Raw genomic sequence first — 23,460 nt, forward strand, 5'->3', positions numbered from 1 at the left:
TCGTATTAGCAGGCATTTAATCTAAATGGCAGTTACACAGAATTCGGGATGGTCTCTGCGTATCCATAACGTCCGATGTACCAAACGTTTGCGACGTTCCCACGCTTCAAAAACTGTGTTATAGATAAAGTTCCAAATGACGGCTGTTACCGACATCATTACCGCGACGGGCAACGATTCTGATGCATCACTATGACTAAGTATCATCAATATAAGAGTAGATAAAATGATGGCGATTATTTCAAAGACAGTCACATATATTAGGCGACGTTTGAGTGGGGATAAAGTGATCAACCAAGACTCCAAAGCACCTGTATTTAAACAGTAAGGCGCATATCAAAGTATCGGTCCGTCCCGAGATAGAAAAAAGATAGGTTAAGTGCAGAGCCACGTTTTCCGCCTGCTACTATATTATACATTAGACAACATAAAAAACCAGACTGCCCATTTATAGAAGAATATAAAAAACCCCGCATCATGACGATACGGGGTTTTCTAGTTTTAGATGTAAGACTTTTAACTTTAGAAAGAAGCCTTACTGCATCAAAAATTAGCTCAATTGAGCAACATTAATTTTATCAGCTTCTTCAGTATACTCTTCCATACGGTCGAAGTTCATGTATTGATACACTTCTTCGCCCATGCTGTTTAGCATACCAGCATACTGCTGATATTCGTCATTAGTAGGCAGTTTACCAAGTACCGCTGCTACTGCTGCAAGCTCTGCAGAAGCTAGGTATACGTTAGCGCCTTGACCGAGACGGTTCGGGAAGTTACGGGTTGAAGTCGATACCGCTGTAGACTTAGGTGCGATACGTGCTTGGTTACCCATACATAGTGAACAACCTGGCATCTCAGTACGAGCGCCGGCTTGAGCGTAGATGTTGTAGTAACCTTCTTCCATCAACTGACGCGCATCCATTTTAGTTGGTGGCGCAATCCATAGACGAGTCTTGAGGCTTCCTGCTGGTACGTCTTTTAGCAGTTTACCAGCGGCACGGAAATGACCGATGTTAGTCATACATGAACCAATGAATACTTCATCAATGGTATCACCAGCGACGTCAGCTAGTGTCTTAGCATCATCTGGATCATTCGGGCAGCATAGGATAGGCTCTTTGATATCAGACATATCAATCGTGATATCGATTGTATACTCTGCATCTTCATCAGCACGCATTAGGCTTGGATTCGCTAGCCAATCTTGCATCTGCTCGATACGACGACTGATGGTACGTGCATCGCCATAGCCTTCTGAGATCATCCACTTAAGTAGCGTGATGTTTGAGTTTAGGTACTCAGTCACTGACGCTTCAGATAGTGTAATGGTACAACCAGCAGCACTACGCTCAGCTGACGCATCAGACAATTCAAATGCCTGCTCAGCAGTTAAGTCTTCTAGACCTTCGATCTCAAGAATACGACCGTTGAACTCGTTGATTTTACCTTTCTTATCAACGGTTAAATAACCTTCTTTGATTGCTTGATAAGGAATGGCATGTACTAGATCACGTAGCGTGATACCAGGCTGGCGTTCACCAACGAAGCGTACACGGACAGACTCAGGCATATCAAGTGGCATCACACCAGTCGCAGCTGCGAAAGCAACTAGACCAGAACCTGCTGGGAACGAGATACCCATTGGGAAACGAGTATGCGAGTCACCACCAGTACCGACGGTATCTGGAAGTAGCATGCGGTTCAACCATGAGTGGATGATACCATCACCTGGACGTAAGCTTACGCCGCCACGGTTCATGATAAAGTCAGGTAGTGTGTGCTGAGTTTCAACATCAACTGGTTTTGGATAAGCAGCAGTGTGACAGAATGACTGCATCACTAGATCCGCTTGGAAACCTAGGCAAGCCAAATCTTTTAGCTCATCACGCGTCATAGGACCAGTTGTATCCTGAGAACCGACCGTAGTCATTTTAGGCTCACAGTACATACCAGGACGTACGCCTTCTAGACCACAAGCTTTACCAACCATTTTTTGCGCTAGCGTGAAGCCTTTACCAGTATCAGCTGGCTCTTCTGGCTTAGCAAATACATCTGAATGACCAAGACCCATATACTCACGAGCACGATTGGTCAAACCACGACCAACGATCAATGGGATACGGCCACCAGCACGAACTTCATCAAGCAATGTTGGTGAATTTAGCTCAAACGTTGATAAGACTTCATCAGAGTCATGCTTAGTGATTTTGCCTTCGTATGGATAGATGTCAAATACATCACCCATGTTTAGGTTATCGACTGCCACTTTTTCGATTGGTAATGCGCCAGAATCTTCCATTGTATTAAAGAAGATAGGAGCGATATTGTTACCCAATACCAGACCGCCACCACGTTTGTTTGGCACGTTAGGGATGTCTTCACCCATCAACCACAATACTGAGTTGGTTGCAGACTTACGGCTAGAACCCGTACCAACAACGTCACCCACATACGCCAATTGATGGCCTTTTTTCTTTAGCTCTTCGATTTGCTTCATTGGGCCAACAACACCCTCTTCGTCAGCATTGATGCCGTCGCGAGAGTTTTTGTGCATAGCTAGTGAATGCAATGGAATATCAGGACGGCTCCATGCGTCTTGCGCAGGTGACAAGTCATCCGTATTGGTTTCGCCAGTCACTTTGAATGTCGTATAAGTGGTTTTTTCTGGCACTGCATCACGGTTCAAGAACCATTCAGCATCAGCCCAAGACTGAACAACTTCTTTTGCGATGTCATTACCAGCTTCTGCTTTTTCAGTCACATCATTGAACGCATCAAATACGAGCAAAGTCTTTTTCAATGCATCAGCAGCGTCTTGTGCTACTTCTGCGTCATCTAAGGCAGCAACCAATGGCTGAACGTTGTAGCCACCTTGCATCGTGCCCAAGATTTCAACCGCTTTTTTCTTGCTGATAAGTGGAGATGATGCTTCGCCCTTAAGGATAGCGGCTAAAAATGCAGCTTTAACGTAAGCAGCTTGGTCGACACCAGCAGGAATACGGTTTTCTAGCAAGTTCATCAAGAATGCATCTTCGCCTGCTGGAGGAGTTTTTAGTAGCTCAACCAACTCTGCTACTTGCTTTTCATTCAATGGTAGCGGAACCGTTCCTAGCTCAGCACGTTCTTCGACATGTTTACGATAAGCTTCTAACACAATAGTCGTCCTCGTCAGTTGGTGTTCAGTACATTACGTTGGGTAGTCAGTATGACAGCCTGCGTCCATGTACTAGGTGGAATAATTATCTGTGCAATCATAGCTTAAAATGCTCTAAATGTTAATGGCTCGACCTTGAAAAGGCTTATAATAAAGCCATATTGGACATTTATTATAAAAATAGTACTATCAATCATGAGCTTGAGTAGCTTTTTATGTTTAAGACTAGGGCGTGTTTGATATTCATAAATAGGCACTGCTGATAACTAAAATTGTTTTAGACAAGGAAAAAGTCGAAAATAATATAGATACCTTAGCAAGACTTACAACGCAGTATGGGACAATTTTAATATCAGCCTTGATAAACACTGCCCAATTTGACAGTTAAATAAATATGTTGTGACTGCTATACTTCTTTGCAAAATAGAATTTCATGAGCACATAATAAGTTAATGCTATTAAGGATATAATTATGGCTGACAATAATACTAACTATGACAATGGTCTTAAGGTACGTACCGATGTCATGGGTGAGCAACATGTGAAGCGCTCACTTGATGCTGCTACAGGATTTACCCAGCCGCTGCAAGACTGGATTATAGAACACGCTTGGGGCAGTACTTGGCAAGATGATTCGGTATTGCCACGCAAGTATCGCTCATTAATTACCATCTCATTTTTAATTGCCCAAAAAAGCCCAAACGAGTTGAAAGGTCACATACGTGGCGCCATTAACAATGGCGCTAGTGTCGCTGAAATTAGAGAGGTGCTGATGCACAGCTTGCCATACTGCGGTGCACCTGCCACTCAAGAAGCATTTCGTGCCGCCATAGATGTACTGAATGAGATGGAAATTGATATAGATATTTAAAACTATGGTAGAGAAACAAGTCGTAGTAATCTTAACAATATTGTTTAAAAGTTGACGACCAAATTTCTGCTATAATATCTGCACTCATAAAATATTCTGACAATCCCATAAACCCTTATAATATAAAGGGTTAAGAGACAAATTCATTATGACAACTGCCGTACAAACACATGTACCTGCTGCTAGAGCCAAACCAAAAAAAGCCATTCAAGGCGAAAAACTGCGTGGTTACGATAAAGTTGCACGTATCCCAATTAAAGTAATCCCGACCGTCGAGGCGAAGAAAAAGCCAGATTGGATTCGGGTCAAGATGTCATCACCTGCTGAAGTGGCTCGTATTAAAGCTACTCTACGTGAGCAGAAGCTATACACAGTCTGTGAAGAAGCTGCTTGCCCTAACCTGCCGCAGTGCTTCGCTGATGGTACAGCAACCTTTATGATCATGGGTGATATCTGTACTCGTCGCTGCCCATTCTGTGATGTGGGTCATGGTCGTCCAAATAAATTAGACGCCGATGAGCCGCGCCATACTGCCGAGACTATCGAAGGTCTACAGCTTAAATATGCAGTAATTACCTCTGTCGATCGTGATGATCTCAAAGATGGCGGTGCTGGACATTTTGTAGAAGTGCTAAATGAATCAAGAGCGCTTAGCCCAAACTGCTTAATTGAAATCTTAGTACCAGATTTCCGTGGTCGTATGGATATTGCGTTAGACCTACTGACAGAAACGCCGCCAGACGTGTTTAACCACAACATCGAAACCGTGCCTCGTTTGTATAAAGCGTTCCGTCCAGGTTCTGACTATCAGCATTCACTAGATTTGCTCAAGCTGTACAAAGAGCGTCGCCCTGATATCGCAACCAAGTGCGGCTTTATGGTTGGTTTGGGTGAAACTGAAGAAGAGATTTATGCACTACTCGACGATCTAAAAGCACATGATGTGGATATGATTACGATTGGTCAGTACTTACAACCTAGCAAAAACCATGCGCCAGTGGACCGTTACGTACATCCAGACGAGTTCCAACGCTATATGGACTATGGCAAAAAAATTGGCTTCTTTAACATTTGGGCAGGTCCGATGGTACGCTCAAGCTACTTTGCCGATCGTCAGTATTATGGCGAGGATTGCCCAGCACCTATCCGTAGCAAAAAAGCTTTGGAAGCTGAAGGCAAACTTGGCTGCTAATCTTAGAGGTTAATTTGGCAATGAAGTGATGCCAAGGCAATTACTAAAACAATAGCCAACCATATAAAAAGGGTGAATAACAAATTTGTTATTCACCCTTTTTTGGCTTTAATACATCGTTAAAGAATTCAAAGCCAATAACCTACACAGTTAAAGTCGGTGTTGGCTTTCCGGCTGTTTTAATATTAAATACCGCAATACCCAAAACAATCACTCCACCAATAATACCTGTAACCATTTCAGGATAAATCAGTAGTAAAGCACCGATTGTCAAGATGACACGAGTCACCGTATTCATACCGCCTCTGAAATAGCCTTCAAGCGCTGAGCTTAGGGCGATGACACCAGTGATGGAAGTCACGACTACGGTGATGATATCGACAACAGGCGGCAGTGGGAAGTCTTTTGCCGTGACTGCCAAATCTGTTGGATCTATCATTAGCATCGTCGGATTGTAGATGAACATGAACGGTACGATAAACCCAGCAAGTGCCAGCTTGAGCGACAAAAATCCCGTCTTCATCGGATCGCCACCGGATATACCAGCACCAGCAAAAGCTGCCAAACATACAGGCGGCGTAATATTGGCAAAGATACCAAAATAAAAGACAAACATATGCGCTGATAAAATAGGAATATCAAAGCCTGCCAATGCTGGAGCCGCCATCGTCGCCGTAATGATATAGGCAGGAATAGATGGTAGACCCATACCCAACACCATTGAAGCTAGCATCGTTAAAATAAGCGTAAAGAATAATGATCCTGCGCCTAGTGTAACGATAGATGAAGTCATGACTGTACCAAAGCTAGTCAAACTCACGACTCCAATGATAATACCGACGACCGCACAAGCTGCCATTACCGCGAGCGACTGACGCGCACCATCTTCTAGCGCGCCTAAGATATCAGACAATCCCATACGAGTCTCAGCACGTAGCATGCTGATCAAAACAGTAAAGCTGATGGTATAAGCCGCTGCATAACCGACAGGGACATTTTTGATCAATAAGAAAACCAAAAATACAATGGGTAATAACATGTGACCGCGTGCTTTTAGTACTTCTTTTACCGCTGGCAAGTTCTCTTTAGCAATGCCTTTTAGATCACGGCGTCCAGCGCGAAAATGCACCTGAGCAATCACGCCTAGATAATACAGAATCGCGGGTAATAATGCTGCTAAAGCAATCGTGCTATAAGGTAAGCCTGTCGTCTCAGCCATGATAAACGCACTCGCGCCCATAATTGGCGGTAATATCTGCCCGCCAACAGAGGCACTTGCCTCAACTGCGCCAGCGAAGTCTTTGTGATAACCGACCTTTTTCATTAGCGGAATCGTAAAAGCACCCGTACTGACCACGTTTGATAAAGCCGAACCATTGATACTACCCATAAAGCCACTAGAGATGACGGCTACTTTTGCAGGCCCGCCCTTTTTGTGACCAGCGATAGCCAATGCCAAATCATTGAACAGCTGCCCCATTCCTGAACGCGCCAAGAACGCACCAAATAGAATGAATAGGAAGATAAAGGTGACCGATGCACCAATCGCCACAGAATATAGACCTTCCGTTTTTAGGAATAGTTGACCGAAGATATCGCCCATATCATAAGGGCGAGTCAGTAACCTATCGGGCATAAAGTCCATGTGACTGACAAACGGATAGGCCAAAAATATCCCTGCCAATATTGGCAAAATCCAACCTGTGATACGGCGACTGCCTTCTAACACACAGACTACCGTAATCAGGGAAAATATCACATCGACTTGGTTGACCATACCGCCACGCGATGTCACAATATCTTGATATTCATAGATGAGGTAGCCCATACCAGAGAAAGACAGAGCAAACCAAATCCAATCATACCAAGCTACTCGCTGGCGACTGCTTTTTTTACTGGCGGGAAAAATCAAGAAGATCAGTGCAAAACCAACACCCACATGCACAGAGCGCTGTAACAACGCTGGCATCGGGTTAAAGGTTATATATAAATGAAATAGCGAATAGAGTATACAAATCCCAGCGAGCAAATACTTTACTGGTCCTTGGGTGATATGACGCGTGATTGACTCTCGGTCATATTTTTCTAATACTGCTTTGTTGATCGCATCTGCCTCAGCATTGTTATCAATTTGAGTATCTGGCATGGTAGGCACGCTACCCTGATCCGTCATCTGAGAGTTCATGACAAAAGTCCTTTTTAAATCTATCAAATAAGCCATATGCTTGAGGCTTAATCACCACTTCAGAATAATCTGGCACCCACTGGTGAATCAAAAAACGATGGTTACCATAATCAATCTCACCTTTGGTAAGTCTAGAGACCACCCAATTGAGGTTGGGCAGCTTTTCATTGATTTGATAACCCAGATAGCCATGTTTTTGTATGGGAGCAAGCAGTTCAGTTGAAGGAGTACCCGCACCAAAAGCTTCAAAATAAGTGGTAGTCAGTAACAGCTCAGCATCTTCTGAGCTACTGCCGTCCATACGTTGATACTGCTCTTCCCACCATTGTTTTTCTACAGAATGAATCCAGCGCAATTCAAAGTCAGGTTCAACGAAATAACAAACCTTATCGTCAGCGCCGTCTATTCCTTTAACTCGTATTTCGACAACAGGCTGACGAAAAAACCCCATCCATGACGTAAAAAAAACCAGTGCCGCAATGAGTGTGGCACCAGTTAATAGCCATAATGATTTATTCTGCAGCTTGTTCATCATAATACTTTTGGGCACCAGGATGAATCGGAGCTACCATACCATCATTAGCTGTTTCTAAGCTGATGTCGTTGGCTGCTTGGTGAGCTGTTTTCAAGCCATCCAGATTTTCAAATAACGTTTTGGTTAACTTATAACCATCAGCTTCAGATAAATCAGAGCTAACCAATAATGCATTCATGATTGCCGCAGTTGGAATCGCCGCTTCGTTGCCATAAGTATCAGCAGGAATTTCAAAGGTTTTGAAGTAAGGCTTGCTTGCGATGATTTCTTTTAGCTTGTCTTGGTCGATACTAACAATCTGTAGATCTAAACCTTGTTCTAGCTCCATCAAAGATGAGTTTGGTAGACCGCTACTAAAGAATGCCGCTTCAATTTTACCCGCTTTCATACCATCAGCGGCTTCTGCAAATCCTAGGTAATCAACCGTGACATCATCATACGTAATGCCAAACCCTTCTAATAAGGTTCGAGCATTGACTTCAGTTCCAGAGCCTTGATCGCCCACAGCGATACGCTTACCTCTTAAATCCTCAATGGTTTTTATGCCAGATTTTTTTGAAGTAACGATTTGCACCACATTAGGGTATAAAACAGCGATCTGTTGAATATTGGTGATAGGTTTATCGAAGTTGTTTTTACCTTCGACTGCATCGGTGACCACGTCACTGAGTGCTAATACCATATCAACTTTGCCTTGGGTTAATAGATTGACATTTTCGACAGATGCACCAGTGGTTTGCGTTTTTGAGTTTACCCCAAAAGTTTTGACATAGATTTCTGATAATGAGGTGCCAATGATATTGTAAGGCCCAGATGCCCCGCCAGTGGCGATAGTAAGGAACTTGGTATCAAGCGTATCACTCGTCGCAGCTGCATCGGTTGAAGCGCTATCTGCTGACGCACTATCACTGCTCTCTGAGCATGCTGCCAGACCTAGCGTGGCACTTAGCATAACTGATAACAGTAATGGGGATTTTAGAGAATTGAGCATTGAATTCATCCTTGAAGTAATCTGTTTAATCCATTTAAACGCATTAATATAATCATATTAATGCGTTACAGACTTGTAATAATATAGCAATTTTTATCACAAATAAACTAAAGCATCTTATATCACGTGTTTTCTGGGCCATAGACCCAAAGCTATTTGAAAAAATATCAATAATATCTTTGATTTATTACATGAATTATTTCGCTATTTAAAACGTATCATCTTTGATAACGACTTCTACAATAAGCGTCAGGTGCTACCACGGAGATTATTTTTTGTTCAAATTCCAATTATAAGTGGTGTAGTCAATTTTTATTTTGCCTTGCTTCAAATTTGCCGTTTGGGTTTTACTCAATCCTAGAGACGAACTATAACGACCCAAGAAACCTTGCAGATTTTTTGTTCCACGCCAATTGGTCGCAAAATCTTCTTTGTACCATTTAAAAATAGGCGATACTTCTAACGTACTACCCTTTAGACGATTACGGCTACTATCTGCTAAAAACTTGGAAGTGGCTTGCTCTAGCTGACTGTCTAAACGCTTACCTGTAAAAGCATCGTCTTGTAGTGCTGGACAACCAATACTGGCACAGTTAACCGCAAAGTGAATGCGCGGATCGTTGTAGCGTTTTGAGCCACGAATGAGATTGTGTTCAATATCATCGAGCGAACGTGTTTTGCCCAATAGTGGAATAAACTCTTGCTTCCATGGTGAGCTTACGACACTACCAATGTCTTTAATAGACTTAATATTTGGATGTTTTGTCAGCACCAAATCTACCGTGCCCGCATTATAGACGTTGATTAAAAATGCCAACTGCTCATTTTTATTCCAACCATTAAACTCTGATTTCGATACCTTACCTGCCGCTTTAAGATAGCTTGTCAGCTTACTCTTATCTGCTTTCATGCCAGCATAGTTCACAACAGAGGCCTTACCTCCATTAGTCATAGTGACATTCTTACCTAGCAAACTATCCCAGCTTTGATGATTAAAATCAGCATAAGCAGCAACGCTTGATAATGAGATAGCAACGGCTAGAACCGGTTTCCAGACCGCAGCTTTTGTTGAAATATTGAATCCTGACATAAATTTGACTCCGTTTAAATCAATGTTGTTTTTCTATTTATTACAATAGTGCGTATATGAAGTGACGATGCATGTATTTGCTCAAATCGTCACTGGCAAAACAGTCCACACTCATGGTTGGGTATCACGTTACATAGCCATCTCTAATCGACTAACTGATAGCTCATTAGCACGATTAGTGAGTACTATCTCAACCTGTAGCTATGCGTTTTAACTAATAAATAATACCTCATTGTGAATAAATATTTATGATGAATAACCTCGATTTTAACGCTTATTCCAAATGAGCATTACCTTTTCAAGATGAGTTACAAAAGGTTAAGATGCTAGTTATCTAAGGCTCTAACACTAGAAACTTTGTAGTATTAAACACACTAATACTGACCACAGCGGATTTATAGAGACAGTTTTATAAAGATATTTTTTAAAGACAATATAGCAAAGCCCAAACCTGCTAACACGCAACTATAACTATCTGATGGTATCAACATAAATATCTCAAATAGCATTGACCCCTTAAAGCTTTGTCGCTAAATTGTTTGTATTAACTATCCCTACACACGGCATAGCGACACTTAACATAGGGACACTTAGCCAACTGTTGATGATGTATCAGTTTTATAGTGAGTAAACTATACCTATATAATAAGCTTGTAAAAGCTTATGTCTGTGCCAATAAACAGTCGAATAACAAAAGATCGATACGCATAATTAAAACAATTTAAAGGAAGTCTCATGATTACCAGCACCGATACAAACAACGAACACATCCTCTCCTCTGATAACATTCATTATTTGTATCATGATTTTTTTGAACCAAGCGATAAAAACACTAAAATAAAGGCCACGTTACTGATCGTGCATGGTATGGCCGAACACAGCGGGCGGTATGCAGAATTCGCTCAGTTTTTGGCAGATAATGGCGTCGCAGTAGCAACTTATGACCATCTAGGGCACGGGAAAACCGTCAAAACGGCAGATGATTTTGGCTTTTTTGCTGACGAACATCCTGTACAGTTATTATTGAAAGACGTCATTATCATGTCAGACATCTTAAAAGAAAGGCACCCTGATGTTCCTCATTTTGTCATGGGTCACTCTATGGGGTCATTCATTATACGCAATGTCCTCAAGTACCACGCGCGCGCTTTTGCAGGTGCTATCTTGATGGGTACAGCAGATGCCAACCCATTGACCAAAATACTATTGCCTGTTAATAGAATACTGGCGAAAGTAGCTCCAAGAAAACAAAACCCCATGTTTGCCAATGTCATGAACAAAGTTTTAAATAGCCAGCTTAAAAATCGTGTCTCGTCATCAGAGTTTGCGTGGCTAAATCAGGACCCTGCTGCTATTGAGGCTTATGAGGCTGATCCATTAACAGGCTTTGACTTTACCAATAATGGCTTTATGACGTTATTCTCGCTGATGGAGACAGGCTTAAATAAACAATGGGCAATGACAATCTCAAGAGACTTCCCAATGCTATTTGTCAGCGGAGAAGACGACCCTATCGGTGAGATGGGTAAAGGTATCCGTAAAATAGTTGCTCGCTTAAATAAGCAAAAATTTAATCATATAGACACGCTACTCTATCCAAACATGCGCCATGAACCATTGCACGAAAAGGATCATCAAATCGTTTATCAAGATATTTTAGAGTGGATAAAGAGCAATAACTCAATTAAATAAGCTCAGTTAATTAAGAGCAGTTACGCTAAGTATGAATATCTATTTAAATGTTCGCTGTTAACTTGTTTGCTAAAAGTTGTTAAATTAGCGACAATACGGCAAGTAAAAGTTTGGTCCAAACTGAAACAATTATTTATATTATAAGCACGATTTATTTTTTAATTACCTTTAACTAACGTTAGGATTTTTTATGTCATTACAACAAACCATCGAACAAGCCTTTGAGAAGCGTAACGAATACAGCCCAAGCACTATGCCACAAGACGTACGCGATGCTGTTGAGCAAGTGCTTGCGCAGCTAGATGACGGTAGCCTACGTGTTGCAGAAAAGAAAGACGGTGAATGGGTTGTTAATCAATGGGCAAAAAAAGCGGTATTACTATCGTTCCGCCTAAACGATAACTACGTCCAAGCTGCTGGCGAGCATGTGCAATTCTATGACAAAGTGCCGACTAAGTTTGCTAACTGGACAGAAGCGCAGTTTAAAGAAGCTGGCGTACGTGTCGTACCACCAGCAGTCGCTCGTAAAGGCTCCTTTATCGCAGCTGGTGCAGTATTGATGCCATCGTATGTCAATATCGGTGCTTATGTTGATCAAGGCGCCATGGTAGATACATGGGCGACCGTTGGCTCATGTGCGCAAATCGGTAAAAACGTCCATCTATCAGGCGGTGTTGGTATTGGCGGTGTGTTAGAGCCATTACAAGCCAACCCAACGATCATCGAAGACAACTGCTTCATCGGTGCACGCTCTGAAATCGTTGAAGGCGTCATTGTAGAAGAAGGTGCGGTCATCTCTATGGGTGTCTACATCAGTCAATCAACTCGCATCTATGATCGCGAAACTGGTGAGATCCATCGTGGCCGTGTACCAGCAGGCTCAGTTGTTGTACCAGGCAGCTTGCCGTCAGAAGATGGTACACACAGCTTATATGCTGCCATCATCGTGAAAAAAGTTGATGCACAAACTCGTGCAAAAACATCAGTAAATGAGTTATTGCGTTTAGCCTAAAACGGTCTGACCGCACGTATAATTATTGATTAAAAATATTGATCGAAAAAAGATGCTAAAGCGTTACTTTAGCGTCTTTTTTTTAGCTCATCTTTTTGCAGCGTAGTGTTGCTGTCTGCGTTATAATCCTTTTTTACGACCTTTTCTCATGTGTTGCAAACCTATTCTGACCACTCCACTCTTTTATCTGATATTGACATTGTTATGACCAAGCCATCGCTACGTACCGCCACTATTCCTGTCACCGATCCTGAAGCAGGCCTACGCCTGACAGAGATTTTTTATTCCCTGCAAGGGGAAGCCGTCACCTCAGGCTTGCCAACGATATTTGTGCGACTGACTGGCTGTCCACTGCGCTGCGTCTATTGTGATACCGAGTATGCTTTTACTGGCGGTGAGCGCCAATCGCTAGAAACCATCATAGAAACCATCAAAAACTATCCATGTAAGCGCATCTGTTTGACTGGTGGAGAGCCATTAGCGCAGCCCAATGCGATTGAACTCATGAAACGGTTGCTGAGCGATGGCTATGAGATATCACTTGAAACGGCAGGCGCGCTCACAGTAGAACATGTACCAACAGCCGTCAGTAAGGTAATGGATCTCAAAACACCAAGCTCAGGCGAAGATGATAAAAACCTATGGTCAAATCTCGATTATCTTACTCAACATGATCAAATTAAATTTGTAATTATGAACCGAGCTGATTATGACTGGGCAAAAGCCAAACTCATTGAGCATCAGCTAGATACAGTAGTCGGTACGGTTTGGTTTTCTCCAATGTTCAATGTTGCAGAGGATATGCACGCAGAGACTGCTCCTGATGTACCAGTACTAGCACGTGAGCTTGCAGAGTGGATGTTGGCAGACGCTTTACCCGTACGTTTCCAATTACAACTGCACAAAATTATTTGGGCAGATGCCAAAGGCAAATAAAAACTTTAACGTCTGAACATATAAACAACTATAGTCGATCCACTATAAAATAAACACAGCGATACTGGGTGCATTTTGCGTAGCCTCTGTCTGCGCAGGCACAGCAAGCAAGGAAAATGTATACCTGTATCGCATGGTTACATTTGTATCTGTTTTATTTAGGACTGACTATAGCCAATCATAAATAGGGATAGAGGTATGGTCAAACTCATTTTATTAGGTCTATTGTCAGGCGCTTTTTTTAGTTCGACATTTATCTTAAACGAACTCATGAGTGCTGCTGGTGGACATTGGTTCTGGTCAGCCAGCCTTCGCTATGTATTTATGTGGCTTATGCTTACCGCTATTATCGTCATGCAGCATGGCTTTGGACGTATTAGAGAGCTAGCAACTATCTTTCGCCAGCATTGGGGGTTTTGGTGTGTTACTGGTAGTATTGGCTTTGGTATTTTTTATACGGGCATATGCTACGCGGCCGATCATGCTGCAGGCTGGGTCGTCGCAGCAACCTTTATGTTTACGGTCGTCGCAAGTCTGCTGGTCTTGCTCGTCTTTGGTCAGCGTTTCGACAAGAAATTCATCGTCTATGCGTTATTGGTGTTTTTCGGTGTGGTGCTGGTGAATATCAGTGAAGGAATACATGCCGCTTCTGTCTTAGGTGCTGATGCCGTACCTATGACAGACATGCTGCTTTACGGTGCTTTGCCTGCGCTAGTAGCAGCCTTTAGCTACCCTATTGGTAACCAATTGGTTTGGCAGGTATCTTACAATGCCAAAAATAAAAATACTGAATTGGCAGCCACGGCTCAAGCTTCTCATCAGATAGCCGAAAATGAGCTGCCACCTTTATCTGCTATTGATAGCCACTATCCAGCAGATACCGATTCTAACACTCATACTACAGAATCGGTTTCAGCCGAATTACCTCCTTCTCTATTGCAAAACTTGATTGCTAAAATTCCCGCTATCCAAACCACTCTACTACAAGATGCCTTTAACAAAGTATGGTTAATGACATTAGGTAGTGTGCCATTTTGGTTGGTATTGGGTATTGTCGTTCATCCTGAGTTGCCAGACACTAAACAAGTATTTAATACACTACTGGTCGCTTTATTGGCTGGCGTGGCAGCCACCAGTATTTTCTTATATGCCCGCGAAAAAGCAGAAACCTCAAGCGAAGTCGCCGGTGTCGATGCCACACAAGCCAGTGAAGTCATATTTGCCTTGATTGGCGGTATGTTATTGCTCAATAGCAGCCTACCATCAATGATGGGATTAATAGGTATTGCTCTGATCATAATAGGGCTGATTTTATTTGCAAAAGACGGTTAATGCCCTAGGGCGTGTCCTCACTTTAAAAATGGTGATAAATTGCCGTCAAACAAGGAAAATAGCGCAGATAATATCGAGATATTAGTCAGCTATTTGACGCCGTTTGGCAAGATTTAGCTATTTTTAACCCATTTAGATAACTATCGATTGAATTGAGGACATGCCCTAGCCTTTTTATATTGAACAGACTATAAATACCTCCAAAAATAACTAAGCCATCTATCGTCAATGCCATTTAGCATTGCGTTGACTGTATGTTGATGGTCACTACTTGATATTATAACTATGGCTAATGATTTAATTTTCCCTGATATTTTGTTGTATTTATTAGATATGGTGGGCGTGATTGCGTGCGCGATAGCAGGTACGTTGCTTGCTCAGCATAAAGGCTTTGATATTTCTGGCTGTATCTTAGTGGCGATGGTCAATGCTATCGGCGGTGGTACATTGCGTGATATGGCGCTAGACCGTCATCCTCTGTTTTGGATGACTGATCTCAATTATGTGATCGTTATCACCGTGACATCTCTCGTCCTGCAAATATTCTTTCATCTATATCGTAAGATTGATAAAGCATTGAAACTGTTTGATGCTATTGGACTGGCTGCCTTTAGCGTGATTGGATTCAAAATAGCATTGACGCAAGACATGTCGCCTATTATCGCTATTATGATGGGTGTGTGGACTGCCATGATTGGTGGTATGCTCCGTGATATTATCTGTAATGAGATACCACTGGTGCTACAGCGTGAGATTTATATCACTGCCAGTATTGCTGGCTCTGTGACTTACTTGATTTTTCAGTACTTCGGTGTCTCCTCAGGTATCAATGAATTTATCATGCTGTTTACTATTTTTGCAGTACGTATGTTGGCGCTCAAGTTTGATTGGCACCTGCCGTCTATCCGTCTAGTCGCTTAACCTAAAAAACACTGTAAAGTTATAGGCGATCCACTATAAAGTAAATACAGCGATACGGGTTATATTTTGCGCAGCCTCTGTCTGCGTAGGCACAGTAAGCAAGAAAAATGTATCTCTGTATCGCGTGATTGTATTTGTGTCTCTTTTATTTAGGAATAACTATAGCCCATATCAAATGATTTATCATCTTCATTAGTGAGGTCTACTCATGCTGGCTATCGCATTGAACCCTGCAGCCCTAATAACCACGTTTGATCCAAACTCATTGATCTTTGTGTTTGATATGATTGGTATTGTGGCTTGTAGTATTTCAGGCACTATATTGGCTAAGCATAAGAACTTTGACGTGTTTGGTTGCTTGCTGGTATCAATTGTCACGGCTATTGGTGGCGGTACTGTCCGTGATGTGATTTTGGATCGTCATCCATTGTTTTGGATGGTAGACATGAGCTATCTGACGGTTATTACGATATCTTCATTGGTCATGCAAATATTTTTTCACCCAAGCTCTAGACGAGTCGATAAGTTTGTCAAACTCTCAGATACCATCGGCTTAGCAGCGTTTACCTTGATCGGTATTAAGGTTGCGGAAAGTATGGGAACAAATATCCCTGTGGCACTATTACTTGGCGTGATTACGATTATTGTCGGTGGTATCATCCGCGATATGATTTGCAATGAGATTCCACTCGTACTACAGCAAGAGATTTATATTACCGCCGCATTAACTGGTGGTATTCTGTACTTTTTGATGCAATATTTGGGCGTAATAGCATGGATAACTGACATCGCTGTGATGAGTACGATTTTTACTTTGCGTATGTTGGCCATTCGCTACGATTGGCAATTTCCGACAATCGAATGGAGGTACTAATAGAGGTACTAATAGAGGTACTAATAGAGGTACTAATAGAGGTACTAATAGAGGTGCTAAAAGCCCATTTTTAACGTCATCAAAAAGAAAACCCCTAGCCTACGTCTATAAGAGCTAAGTCTTTTACCATCAGCTGCAAACTCTTTTTGCCGTTCCATTCATTAATATCCAGCTGAAATAGCAAATGCACTTGCTTGGCGCGATAATCCCAAACACTAGAATCAAAGTTAAAGTAGATCGCTTCAATCGGATACTGCACATCTGGATAACGCAATGACAATTTAAGATGCTTATCCTTTAAAACCTTAAAACTAAGCACTTCAAACACACCATCAAATATCGGCGGTGCAAAACCATGACCCCACACACTCGCATCAGCCAAATGCTCAACGAACCAAAGACTAAAGTCACTTGCCTGCAATGCGCCATCAGTAAATTTCTGCTCGGCAAATACCTCATCATCCATCTCTGCCATGACTTCATTAAATGCCGTCACAAACCCATCAAAATTTCGGCGCTTGATGGTCAATCCTGCTGCCATCGCGTGACCACCGAAATGACTGATTAACTCTGGATATCGTTCAGCGACTTGTTCAATCGCATCACGAACATGCACGCCTGCGATAGATCTTGCAGAGCCTTTAATTGCATCGTCGTCGCCTATCCGCTCGACATCTGCTGATGCAAAAACGATACTTGGCAAATAGTGGCTTTCTTTTAAGCGTCCAGCGACGATACCGATCACACCTTGATGCCAATCGTCTTGGTACAACACGATACTTCTCTTTTTAACCAGACTAGACTTAGCATTATTAATTGCCTGCGTCTTAGGCTTAGTTTGAATAATAGTATCGCTATTTTCGTCTAAATCAGTGTCGCTGCCCATCTCAGCATCAGCCGCTAAGGCTTGTACGATGCTGTCTGCTTGCGTCCGCATCTCGCCTTCTACCTGACGACGGCTACGGTTCAACACTTCCAGCTCTTGTGCCAATCGCCGTGCGGTGCTCCAGTCTTCTGTTAATAAGCACTCGATACCGATGCGCATATTGTCCATACGTCCAGCGGCATTGATCCGTGGACCTAAGACAAAACCAAAGTCTTGCGCGTATAATTGTTTAGGGTCACGGCCTGCTTGCTCAAGTAACGCTAAGATACCTAGGCAGCATCGTCCTTGGCGAATAGCATTTAATCCATGGTGTACTAAGATGCGATTGTTTTTATCGAGTACGCCAACATCAGCAATCGTCCCAAGTGCCACCAAATCTAAATACTGGCTGACCTGTACGGTGGACTTGCCAGCCTCTCGGCGTAATTTTGCCAAGCGTCCTAACACATAGAACGCCACGCCTACTCCAACAAGCGCCTTACTGGTGAAATTACAGTCGAGCTGATTGGGATTGACCACAGCCTCAGCAGGTGGCGTCTGTTTGGTCGTCAGATGGTGATCGGTGATGATAACAGTAATGCCGTCCGCCTGTGCTCGAGCCACACCATCATGACTAGAGATACCATTATCCACAGTGACTATCATGTCGGGTCGATAAGTCTCAATACCCAACTCGACGATCTCTGGCGTCAGACCATAGCCGTACTTGAACCTATCTGGCACTAAAAAATCAACGACTGCGCCCATCTTTGTGAGTGCGCGCATCATCAGTGCAGTACTGGTTGCACCATCACAGTCGAAGTCGCCCACAATTAGGATACGCTGTCCTTCGTCGATGGCTACATCTAATAAGTGCACAGCCTCAGTTACCCCATATAGCATCTCTGCAGGTAGTAGACCGGACAATCCTGTCTCAAGCTCATCAGGCGCAGTGATGCCCCGACCAGCATATAAGCGAGCAAGCGTTAATGATTGAGCAGCAAATGGCTGCAGCGCGGTAGGCAACTCGTCGATGCGAGTGCTGGTATAACGGGGGGTTAAATTTAGCATGGGTGTATTCTACTGGCTTTAGCAAAAGGTCACAATGGTCATTTCGAGCAGAACGGTTTATCATTTTTTAGGATTCTACATTACTATTAATCCTATTGAAGCAGTTATACATAACAAGCTTTTTATCACCTATAACAGCCTTTATCGACACTTTACAAAACAGCCAGTTTACAAAAACGGTGTATAGTGACTGTATTTTTCTGCATTTTGCTACAAAGCAATGATTGTATGCCTCTGATAAATCCATAAAATAGATAGTAACTGAGATATTTATTAAAACTATAATTCGATATTTTAGAGTGTTGGATTTGAGGGTTTTTCGTGAGGTAGTCGCAATGGATGAAAATTTTTATTTAAAATAAGAATTTTAGCGTTATTTAACTGACTAAAATAAAGCACATGCTTGAGTTAATGTTTACATCCATAACCAAGCGCTCCTATCCAATCTCTTATCTACGTAAGCAGCGCACAACTTAACGCCTTATCACTTAATAAAAACAAAAAAGTTTGAAACTACATAATTGCCCTACATTTGAGAGTTACACTCTTCATCGCTAATTCTTTCTATATATCTGGATCGTGTTGATCTTTGGATTTTTAAATGATGAAAAATACCTATGCCTTTTTACTCAGTGCACTGTGCTGCGTAACCTTAAGTGCCTGCAACGACCAAAGCAGCCAATCTCTTGAACAGTCAAACCTCAATGATTTTACGCTAACGAGCTCAGAAGTAAGTGATGGCGGTAACTTGCCTATAACTTATACGTGCGATGGGCAAAGCATTAGCCCTCCGTTAAATTGGAGCGGTGCACCTAACGCAACCAAATATTATGCGTTAATTATGGATCATAAAGCGCCAGAGGGAATGCATTGGTATTGGACCATATACAACATTGCCGCCGATAAAACGCAAATTAAAGCGGGCGAAACTCTCGGTGAAGTAGGATCTAATAGCGTAAACGATTTGAACCAATATGCGCCGCCTTGCTCTAAAGGTCCGGGTGAAAAAAGCTATACTTATACTGTGTACGCGTTATCTGCACCGGTTGCCTTTAATAGCGATATAAAAGTAGACCGCTCAGCATTACTAGCCGCTATAAAAGATATTACACTCGATACTGCAAGTATGACGGTTAAATACTCGCGAAGCGCTAATAGCGCCGATCACAAGCCGGATTCAAAACCAACACCAGAAGGGTAATCAAAGCCTTATAAATCATATTTAATCGCTAACGTAAAATCACCTCGTTGCGATACGATGCGATTACACAATCAGTAGGTAATGCAGGCCATTCTTAGGCCATCTCAATGCGCTACGAGATAGCCAGTTTACAAAAACGGTGCACAGTGACTGTATTTTTCTGCATTTTGCTACAAAGCAATGATTGTATGCCTCTGATAAATCCATAAAATAGATAGTAACTGAGATATTTATTAAAACTATAATTCGATATTTTAGAGTGTTTCATTTTAATGATTTGTTTTAGTAGCATATTTTAATAACTTAGAAATATTTTAATAACTTATAAGGAGCTTTTATGAAAACCACACCAACCGCTGAAAAACTACCAAATACAATAGATCCTAGCTTAGACCTTGAAAAAACAAAAAAAGAATGTCAAAAGCTGGTGAAAAAACGCGCTAAGTACTCTGCTGGTGTCGCCATTGTTCCTGTTCCATTCTTTGACGTCGCTGTCGATGCTGGCATGCTTACCCAGCTATTGCCTGATATCAGCGAGCGCTTTGGCTTGATTGAAGATCGTCAGTCAGCTGTTGACCTAGAGTCACGAGCCGTTCATTGGGGCGCTTTAAAAGACCGTACCGTTGACTTTGCAGGTCTTATGGCGACACGTGGTATCGTGAAAAAGACCGTCCAAGGTTTCGGTGGTCGTATCGCTGCCAAACAAGTGACAAAATTCATCCCATTGGGCGGTCAAATGGTTGCAGCAACCATGGGCTATATGATTTTCAAAAAAATCGCTAATGACCATATCAATGAATGCTACAAATTAGCGAAAGAGATTCAGCAAAAGCAACACGGTAAGAACGTCTAGAAATAGCTATAAAAACATAATAAAAACCAGCTTAGACTATTTGTCTTCGCTGGTTTTTTTGTGTCAGTTCAGTGATCTCTATATAAATTTAATGGTTCTATTCAATAACAGTTTTGACAACTTTTCATGGAAACACATCACCACATGGTTATTTATCGTCAGTAGTTTGCTAACGATTACTGGATATATTGGTTACAAATTCTACGCTTATTACCATCCTTATGCATGGATGGACTAACATAGAAAGCAGCTTGATTTTTCTTAAGTAACCATTGATAGTGTTATTAACATATTTTGCTGATAATATACGACTTGCTCAGTACGAAGATAAGTTTCGACTGACCAATATCAACTGCTATCAAATATACGCTTCAAAAGCTCATAAAAACATCAAAGGAAAACTCTATGAAAAAACTTCTAGTTTCGACCGCCATGCTTGCCACTCTTGCTCTAGCGAGCTGCACATCAGCAGGAACTGGTACGACTACAGGCACTGGCACTAATACAGCCATCACAACTGCCAGCGATATCGGTATGAATGTCTTTAAATCAGCGGTTGACACACAATGCCGTACCGAAATCGAAAAACAAAATGCATGGCGTGTTGCTAGTGTTGCGATGACTGATGCGCAGCAAGAAACTGTTAAAACCAACGTTTGTGGCTGCGTCAGTGAGCAAGCACCCCAACAAGTCACCATCGTTGAGTTAGGTAACGCTGCGATAGACTCAAGCTATCGCACTGAATTGGTTGCCAACGTTGTCGCCAAATCACTGCAAAGCTGCTACACCAGTTTGGTTCAATAGGTTATCCTTTAATAGCTTACAAGCAAAAAAAAGCTAGGCTATCAGTGATAGCCTAGCTTTTTTATCGAAATCAGTTAATGCCAGTATTTAGTGCTTATCAGCCTCTGTAATGATAGCATCACCGCCTAAAGCTGGCGTAGTAGGCAAAGTTTTACTACGGCGGAAATACTTAGAGTCACTGTCTATAATGTCTTTTACACTCTCTACGACATCATCAATGATATCGTCGTAGATACCATGACGTAATTCAGTATCAAAAGAAGTAAAAGGATGCTTGCGAGCTGCTGCTCTGACATCAGTAATGCCTGATTTGGTATAGAAAATATTAACACTACCATCGCTATTTAGCACGCAGGTCAACTCCCCTTCCTCAACCGTCATCTCTATCAGCTCAGGTTTAAATATATAGTCATCTACGTCGAGCAATTGTTTTTCTATACCCTTTTTAAATAATGCTTTAACGTCCATTATAATTATATCCTTATTGTTCAATATTTTTATGTGAGCTCGGCCTAAAGCAGCCTTATCTTCTACTCATCTATCCTATAAGAACAATTGACACTTTTTAAGGGACTATGTGTAAAGCTGCGTTTAAAGTTAGTAAAAATCAGCCTCAACCCGACTATCTACTTAACACAATAAAAGTCAGATCCAACCCTTTTCACGAAATAGTTTGAGGACTTTTACAAACACTGCCATCTCATCAGGCCTGCCAAGCGTTAAGCGATTAAAACCAGTGATAGGCGAAAACTCACGACCGACCGCGATACCATGTTCACGCATTCTATCGATATAGGTTTGCACGTCACCGTTTATTTCATGGAATACAAAGCTCGCCTGCGATGGTAAGTAACGCAAACCAAGCTCATCTAATGTCTGCTCGACCATCTGGCGTGACTGGTTTGCAGTGCGTAAGCTCAATGCCAAAAACTCCTCGTCATCCAAAGTCGCTAGCGCAGCGACAGCACCTGACAAATTGGTATTATCAATCGAGATAAAAGCCTCTAGTTTGGCTATCATTTTCGAACTAGCTACTGCATAGCCGACACGCATGCTAGCCAGTGCACATAACTTTGAAAAGGTACGTATCACAATGACATTTTCTGAGTACATCTCTCGTATCCATGCAACACCACTTTCAAAACTTGGATCAGTCACATACTCTGAATAAGCTTCGTCTAGTAAAAAGTAATGGTTGTCTGGTGCAGCACCTACCCATTCTTTGAGCTTTACTGTGTTAGTAATAGTCGAAGTTGGATTATTAGGATTACACAGATAAAACAGGCTAATGCCATCAAAATCTTTGGCCACTCTTTGCATGCTTTGCAAGTCGAAAGCATAACTTTCAGCCGTCAGCGGTACTTTCACCACAGGCACATCGATAGAGGTCGCATACAGCTCAGCATAAGCAAAGGTTGGGTGCGGCACTATGATTTGGAATTTTTTGCCTTCTACTAATGCTTGATTTTGTAGCATTTGAATAACGGTACGAATGTTTTCACTAGAGCCACTGCCCAGTGAGATTTGGCTATCCGAGACACCGTTTATCTCAGCGACCTTAGTTATCAGTGCCGCACGCTGCTCATCAGGATAACGAAAGCCAATGTCTAAAGAGTCAATAACGGCTTGTTTGGCAGCATCTGACATGCCGAGTGAGTTTTCGTTAGAGTTTAATTCTATTAAGTTGTTGGTAAGCACAATATAAACACGCCTAATTGATACTCATACCAAACTTTTGATTCGCAATGTCAGTGTCAGGCTCGCCAAGCTTATTTGGCCATAGTATTTCCGATGGTTTATCAATAGTGTTTACGACTATTTATCACTGCGCTCACGGTTTGGAATGGTATGATTTATGGATGAAGAGACTCGCTTGAATCA

At 42.1% G+C, this 23,460-nt stretch carries 20 protein-coding genes; 11 read left to right on the plus strand and 9 right to left on the minus strand.

The genetic code is table 11. The features are described 5' to 3' along the window. Positions 1–21: 21 nt before the first annotated feature. Both ACT3RN_RS02335 and acnB read right to left on the minus strand, forming a co-directional pair. A complete protein-coding gene (locus ACT3RN_RS02335; RefSeq protein ID WP_442073565.1) occupies positions 22–294 on the minus strand; it encodes a chlorhexidine efflux transporter in 273 nt (90 codons plus the stop codon). A 256-nt stretch (positions 295–550) separates the two neighbouring features. Beyond that, entirely contained in the window at positions 551–3,154 is a 2,604-nt protein-coding gene (acnB, locus tag ACT3RN_RS02340) for a bifunctional aconitate hydratase 2/2-methylisocitrate dehydratase (RefSeq protein WP_192992102.1), read from the minus strand. 472 nt (positions 3,155–3,626) lie between these two features. On the opposite strand from acnB, the gene ACT3RN_RS02345 reads away from it, so the two are divergent. Together ACT3RN_RS02345 and lipA are read left to right on the plus strand one after the other, a co-directional pair. Then, entirely contained in the window at positions 3,627–4,025 is a 399-nt protein-coding gene (locus ACT3RN_RS02345) for a carboxymuconolactone decarboxylase family protein (RefSeq protein WP_192519340.1), read from the plus strand. 148 nt (positions 4,026–4,173) lie between these two features. Then, positions 4,174–5,217, plus strand: a complete 1,044-nt coding sequence (gene lipA / locus ACT3RN_RS02350) for a lipoyl synthase (protein WP_192992101.1) — start codon at positions 4,174–4,176, stop codon at positions 5,215–5,217. A gap of 142 nt (positions 5,218–5,359) precedes the next feature. Here the strand turns inward: lipA and ACT3RN_RS02355 are convergent, their stop codons facing one another. The 4 genes from ACT3RN_RS02355 to ACT3RN_RS02370 all read right to left on the minus strand — a co-directional run bounded on the left by ACT3RN_RS02355 (position 5,360) and on the right by ACT3RN_RS02370 (position 10,018). Next, positions 5,360–7,363 (minus strand): TRAP transporter permease, encoded by a 2,004-nt coding sequence (locus ACT3RN_RS02355; protein ID WP_442062705.1) that lies wholly within the window; start codon positions 7,361–7,363, stop codon positions 5,360–5,362. Positions 7,364–7,373: 10 nt separating this feature from the next. After that, a complete protein-coding gene (locus tag ACT3RN_RS02360) occupies positions 7,374–7,937 on the minus strand; it encodes a DUF1850 domain-containing protein (RefSeq protein WP_192992100.1) in 564 nt (187 codons plus the stop codon). Next, entirely contained in the window at positions 7,915–8,928 is a 1,014-nt protein-coding gene (locus ACT3RN_RS02365) for a TAXI family TRAP transporter solute-binding subunit (protein ID WP_192992099.1), read from the minus strand. Before ACT3RN_RS02365 ends, ACT3RN_RS02360 begins: the two co-directional genes overlap by 23 nt. 268 nt (positions 8,929–9,196) lie before the next feature. Next, positions 9,197–10,018: a DUF547 domain-containing protein gene (locus tag ACT3RN_RS02370; protein WP_442062699.1), complete on the minus strand. Its 822-nt coding sequence runs from the start codon at positions 10,016–10,018 to the stop codon at positions 9,197–9,199. A 735-nt stretch (positions 10,019–10,753) separates the two neighbouring features. Between ACT3RN_RS02370 and ACT3RN_RS02375 the strand changes: the two genes are divergently transcribed. From ACT3RN_RS02375 to ACT3RN_RS02400, 6 genes are all read left to right on the plus strand, one after another. Beyond that, the gene (locus tag ACT3RN_RS02375; protein ID WP_442062702.1) at positions 10,754–11,710 is read left to right on the plus strand and encodes an alpha/beta fold hydrolase; all 957 of its coding nucleotides are present in this window, start codon (positions 10,754–10,756) and stop codon (positions 11,708–11,710) included. 190 nt (positions 11,711–11,900) lie between these two features. After that, the gene (gene dapD / locus ACT3RN_RS02380; RefSeq protein ID WP_442073166.1) at positions 11,901–12,722 is read left to right on the plus strand and encodes a 2,3,4,5-tetrahydropyridine-2,6-dicarboxylate N-succinyltransferase; all 822 of its coding nucleotides are present in this window, start codon (positions 11,901–11,903) and stop codon (positions 12,720–12,722) included. 204 nt (positions 12,723–12,926) lie between these two features. Further along, positions 12,927–13,658 (plus strand): 7-carboxy-7-deazaguanine synthase QueE, encoded by a 732-nt coding sequence (queE, locus tag ACT3RN_RS02385; RefSeq protein WP_442073167.1) that lies wholly within the window; start codon positions 12,927–12,929, stop codon positions 13,656–13,658. Between the two features lie 198 nt (positions 13,659–13,856). Beyond that, complete coding sequence (locus ACT3RN_RS02390; protein ID WP_442073168.1) at positions 13,857–14,990, plus strand: multidrug resistance efflux transporter family protein; 1,134 nt, start codon at positions 13,857–13,859, stop codon at positions 14,988–14,990. A 285-nt stretch (positions 14,991–15,275) separates the two neighbouring features. Next, positions 15,276–15,911, plus strand: coding sequence for a trimeric intracellular cation channel family protein (locus tag ACT3RN_RS02395; protein ID WP_442062169.1), 636 nt, complete (start codon positions 15,276–15,278; stop codon positions 15,909–15,911). A gap of 208 nt (positions 15,912–16,119) precedes the next feature. Then, positions 16,120–16,785 carry a trimeric intracellular cation channel family protein gene (locus ACT3RN_RS02400; protein WP_192992092.1) on the plus strand — a complete coding sequence of 222 codons (666 nt, stop codon included), beginning with the start codon at positions 16,120–16,122 and terminating at the stop codon, positions 16,783–16,785. 94 nt (positions 16,786–16,879) lie between these two features. On the opposite strand, the gene recJ is transcribed toward ACT3RN_RS02400, so the two are convergent. Beyond that, a complete protein-coding gene (gene recJ, locus ACT3RN_RS02405) occupies positions 16,880–18,721 on the minus strand; it encodes a single-stranded-DNA-specific exonuclease RecJ (protein ID WP_442062166.1) in 1,842 nt (613 codons plus the stop codon). Between the two features lie 601 nt (positions 18,722–19,322). On the opposite strand from recJ, the gene ACT3RN_RS02410 reads away from it, so the two are divergent. From ACT3RN_RS02410 to ACT3RN_RS02420, 3 genes are all read left to right on the plus strand, one after another. After that, positions 19,323–19,922: a YbhB/YbcL family Raf kinase inhibitor-like protein gene (locus ACT3RN_RS02410; protein ID WP_442062164.1), complete on the plus strand. Its 600-nt coding sequence runs from the start codon at positions 19,323–19,325 to the stop codon at positions 19,920–19,922. A gap of 337 nt (positions 19,923–20,259) precedes the next feature. Next, the gene (locus ACT3RN_RS02415; protein WP_192991892.1) at positions 20,260–20,775 is read left to right on the plus strand and encodes a hypothetical protein; all 516 of its coding nucleotides are present in this window, start codon (positions 20,260–20,262) and stop codon (positions 20,773–20,775) included. A gap of 405 nt (positions 20,776–21,180) precedes the next feature. Further along, entirely contained in the window at positions 21,181–21,579 is a 399-nt protein-coding gene (locus ACT3RN_RS02420; protein WP_442062161.1) for a hypothetical protein, read from the plus strand. An 87-nt stretch (positions 21,580–21,666) separates the two neighbouring features. On the opposite strand, the gene ACT3RN_RS02425 is transcribed toward ACT3RN_RS02420, so the two are convergent. Both ACT3RN_RS02425 and ACT3RN_RS02430 read right to left on the minus strand, forming a co-directional pair. After that, complete coding sequence (locus tag ACT3RN_RS02425; RefSeq protein WP_442062159.1) at positions 21,667–22,047, minus strand: hypothetical protein; 381 nt, start codon at positions 22,045–22,047, stop codon at positions 21,667–21,669. 177 nt (positions 22,048–22,224) lie between these two features. Beyond that, entirely contained in the window at positions 22,225–23,277 is a 1,053-nt protein-coding gene (locus tag ACT3RN_RS02430; RefSeq protein ID WP_442062157.1) for a pyridoxal phosphate-dependent aminotransferase, read from the minus strand. Between the last annotated feature and the right edge of the window lie 183 nt (positions 23,278–23,460).

It is taken from the genome of Psychrobacter sp. AOP5-GZ1-6 (assembly GCF_052376345.1).
Lineage (GTDB): Bacteria > Pseudomonadota > Gammaproteobacteria > Pseudomonadales > Moraxellaceae > Psychrobacter.